This is a genomic window from Brevundimonas sp. (assembly GCF_023259385.1).
In the GTDB taxonomy this organism is placed as follows: domain Bacteria; phylum Pseudomonadota; class Alphaproteobacteria; order Caulobacterales; family Caulobacteraceae; genus Brevundimonas.
On sequence record NZ_JAHFPF010000341.1, the window covers coordinates 1 to 2,755 of the forward strand.

The window sequence follows — 2,755 nt, forward strand, 5'->3', positions numbered from 1 at the left end:
CCAAGTTCCAGCGCGTCTTCGCCGCCGCGCGCGAGCTGGGCCTGAAACTGTGCGCCCACGCCGGGGAGGAAGGCCCGCCGGCCTATGTCCACGAGGCGCTGGACCTGCTGCACATCGACAGGATGGACCACGGCAATCGCTCGATGGAGGACGAGGCCCTGGTGGAGCGGCTGGCGCGCGAGCAGATGACCCTGACCGTCTGCCCGCTGTCGAACCTGAAGCTCTGCGTGGTCGACGACCTGAAGAACCACCCCGTGCCGGAGATGCTGCGCCGGGGCCTGCACGTCACCCTGAACTCGGACGACCCGTCCTATTTCGGCGGGTATGTGAACGACAACTACAGCCGGCTGGCGGCGGCGGTGGGGCTGACGAAGGATCAGGTGACGCTGTTGGCGCGGAACAGTTTCGAGGGGTCGTTCCTGGGCGAGACTGAAAAGGCGGCGTTCCTGGCTGAGGTGGATGCCTACGCGGCGGTCTGACGCCATCCCATCCCCCACCCGTCATCCTCGGCCTTGTGCCGAGGATGACGGATCAAAGAGTGCGCCAAACATCACTTTATCTTCCCGACGCTAAATGTTCCTGATATGTTCCGTTTATGGAACAGGCGAACGAAGACAGCGCGGGCCTACGCTGGCTGTTCGTCGATCTGAACGCTTTCTTCGCCAGCGTCGAGCAGCAGATGAACCCGGACTGGCAGGGCAGACCTGTCATCGTCCGGCCAGCGATGAGCGAATACACCGGGGCCATCGCCGCCAGCTATGAAAGCAAGGCCTGGGGCGTCCACACGGGGATGCGGGTGTCAGAGGCGCGCAAACTGTGCCCCGGCCTGATCGTCGCCGAGGCGCGGCCGGACCTCTATGTCGCGGTCCACAAGAAGATCATGGCCGAGATCGACCGCCACGTGCCTGTGTGGAAGGTCGGCTCCATCGACGAATGTTCGTGCGAACTGCTCGGCCCCGAACGGCAGGAGGCGAACGCCGTCGCCCTGGCTCGACGGATTCAGGCCGGCATCCTGGAGAATGTCGGCGACTGTCTGCGCTCGTCCATCGGGCTGGCCCCGTCGCGGTTCCTGGCCAAGACCGCCTGCGGCATGAAGAAGCCGGCCGGGTTGACCATCCTGAGAGCGAACGAACTGCCCGGCCCGCTGCTGGACCTGCCGCTGTCGAAATATCCCGGCATAGGCCCGCGGATGCGACTGCGGCTGGAGGCGGCGGGCGTCGCGGACACCGCAGGCCTGTGGACCATGAGCGCCCGGCAGGCGCGCGCGGTCTGGAACAGTATCGAGGGCGAACGCATCTGGCGTGGCCTGCATGGCCTGGACAGCGAGCCGACGCCGGAGAAGCCCCCGGCCTCCATCAGCCACAGCCACGTCCTGGCCCAGGCCATGCGGACCCCGGACAAGGCGCGCGCCGTGGCGCGGCGGCTGGTGGTCAAATGCGGGGCGCGGCTGCGGCGAATGGGCCTGACGGGGGCGAGCCTGACCCTGCATCTGGACATGGGACCGAAGGCGACGCCCAGAAGCGACCGGCGAGGCTGGGAGACGGCGGCTATGAGTTGCCCCGTCGCGCCGACGCAGGACACCTTCGCCCTGCTGACCGCGCTGGATGTCCTGTGGCGCAAGGTCGAGCCTGAGTTGGAGGCCGGACGGCTGAGCTATGTGGGTGTCGGGGTTCACGGGCTGAAATCCCGTGACGCCTTCGAGACGGACCTGTTCGATACCGGGCCGGATCAGGGCGGCGAGGCCCCGTCCCTGCGCCTGTCCCAGGCGCTGGACGCCCTCAATCGCCGCTATGGCAAGGACACCGTCAGCATCGGTCCCAAGGCGGGCCTGCCCGAATTCATCGGCGCCAAGATCGCTTTCACCCGCATTCCGGAGGCGGAGGATTTCTGGGAGTGAGCTGAGATCAACCCAGCAGGGCCGCAGCCTCAATGTCCGACACCCCCAGCGCCCGGAAACTGTCCCGCGCCGCCGCCGCCGTCTCAGGCGCGATCGCGCGGCTGGCGTCGGAGATGACCACGGCCTCGAAGCCTTCGCGCACCGCATCCTCCGCGGTGAAGCGGACGCAGTAGTCGAAGGCCAGGCCCGCGAGGAAGACCCGGGTCACGCCCAGGTCGCGCAGCAGGCCGGCCAGGCCCGTCGGGGTGCGATGGTCGTTCTCGAAGAAGCCGGAATAGGAATCGACCGCCGGGTGGTAGCCTTTGCGGATCACGGCCAGGGCCTTTTGCACCGTGGGTGCCGCGTCGGGATGGAAGTCGGCGCCGGGCGCGCCCTGGATACAGTGATCGGGCCACAGCATCTGGCGGCCGTAGGCGACCTCGATCTCGGTGAAGGGGGCCGCGCCGGGGTGGTTGGAGGCGAAGCTGATCTGGTCCGGCGTGTGCCAGTCCTGGGTCAGGATCACCCGGTCGAACCGGTCCGCCAGCCGGTTGATCAGGGGCATGATCCCCGCCCCGCCCGCGACCGCCAGAGCGCCGCCCTCGCAGAAGTCGTTCTGCGGATCGATGACCAGGAGGGCGTCTGTGGCGGCGATCTTCATCACACGCCCGCGTAGGCGTCGATCTCGTTGGCCGAGCCCAGGGCGACGGGGATGCGCTGGTGCAGGTGCTCGGGCTGGATGTCCAGGATGGGCTGCGTCCCGTCCGTCGTCGCCTTGCCCCCGGCCTGTTCGACCAGGAAGGCCATCGGATTGCCTTCGTACATCAGGCGCAGCTTGCCTGGCTTGTTGGGCTCGCGCTTGTCCCACGGATAGAGGAA

At 67.6% G+C, this 2,755-nt stretch carries 3 protein-coding genes and 1 pseudogene; 2 read left to right on the forward strand and 2 right to left on the reverse strand.

The features are described 5' to 3' along the window. A partial coding sequence (locus tag Q0C81_RS17905) for an adenosine deaminase (RefSeq protein ID WP_367118040.1) occupies positions 1–479 on the forward strand: 479 nt, incomplete at its 5' end. A 116-nt stretch (positions 480–595) separates the two neighbouring features. Beyond that, entirely contained in the window at positions 596–1,897 is a 1,302-nt protein-coding gene (locus Q0C81_RS17910; RefSeq protein WP_035308993.1) for a type VI secretion protein ImpB, read from the forward strand. 7 nt (positions 1,898–1,904) lie between these two features. On the opposite strand, the gene Q0C81_RS17915 is transcribed toward Q0C81_RS17910, so the two are convergent. Both Q0C81_RS17915 and Q0C81_RS17920 read right to left on the reverse strand, forming a co-directional pair. Continuing rightward, positions 1,905–2,537: a nicotinamidase gene (locus Q0C81_RS17915; RefSeq protein WP_291841142.1), complete on the reverse strand. Its 633-nt coding sequence runs from the start codon at positions 2,535–2,537 to the stop codon at positions 1,905–1,907. Next, positions 2,537–2,755: pseudogene (locus Q0C81_RS17920) on the reverse strand (fructose-bisphosphatase class I); the annotation flags it as partial. The pseudogene Q0C81_RS17920 and the gene Q0C81_RS17915, both read right to left, overlap by 1 nt.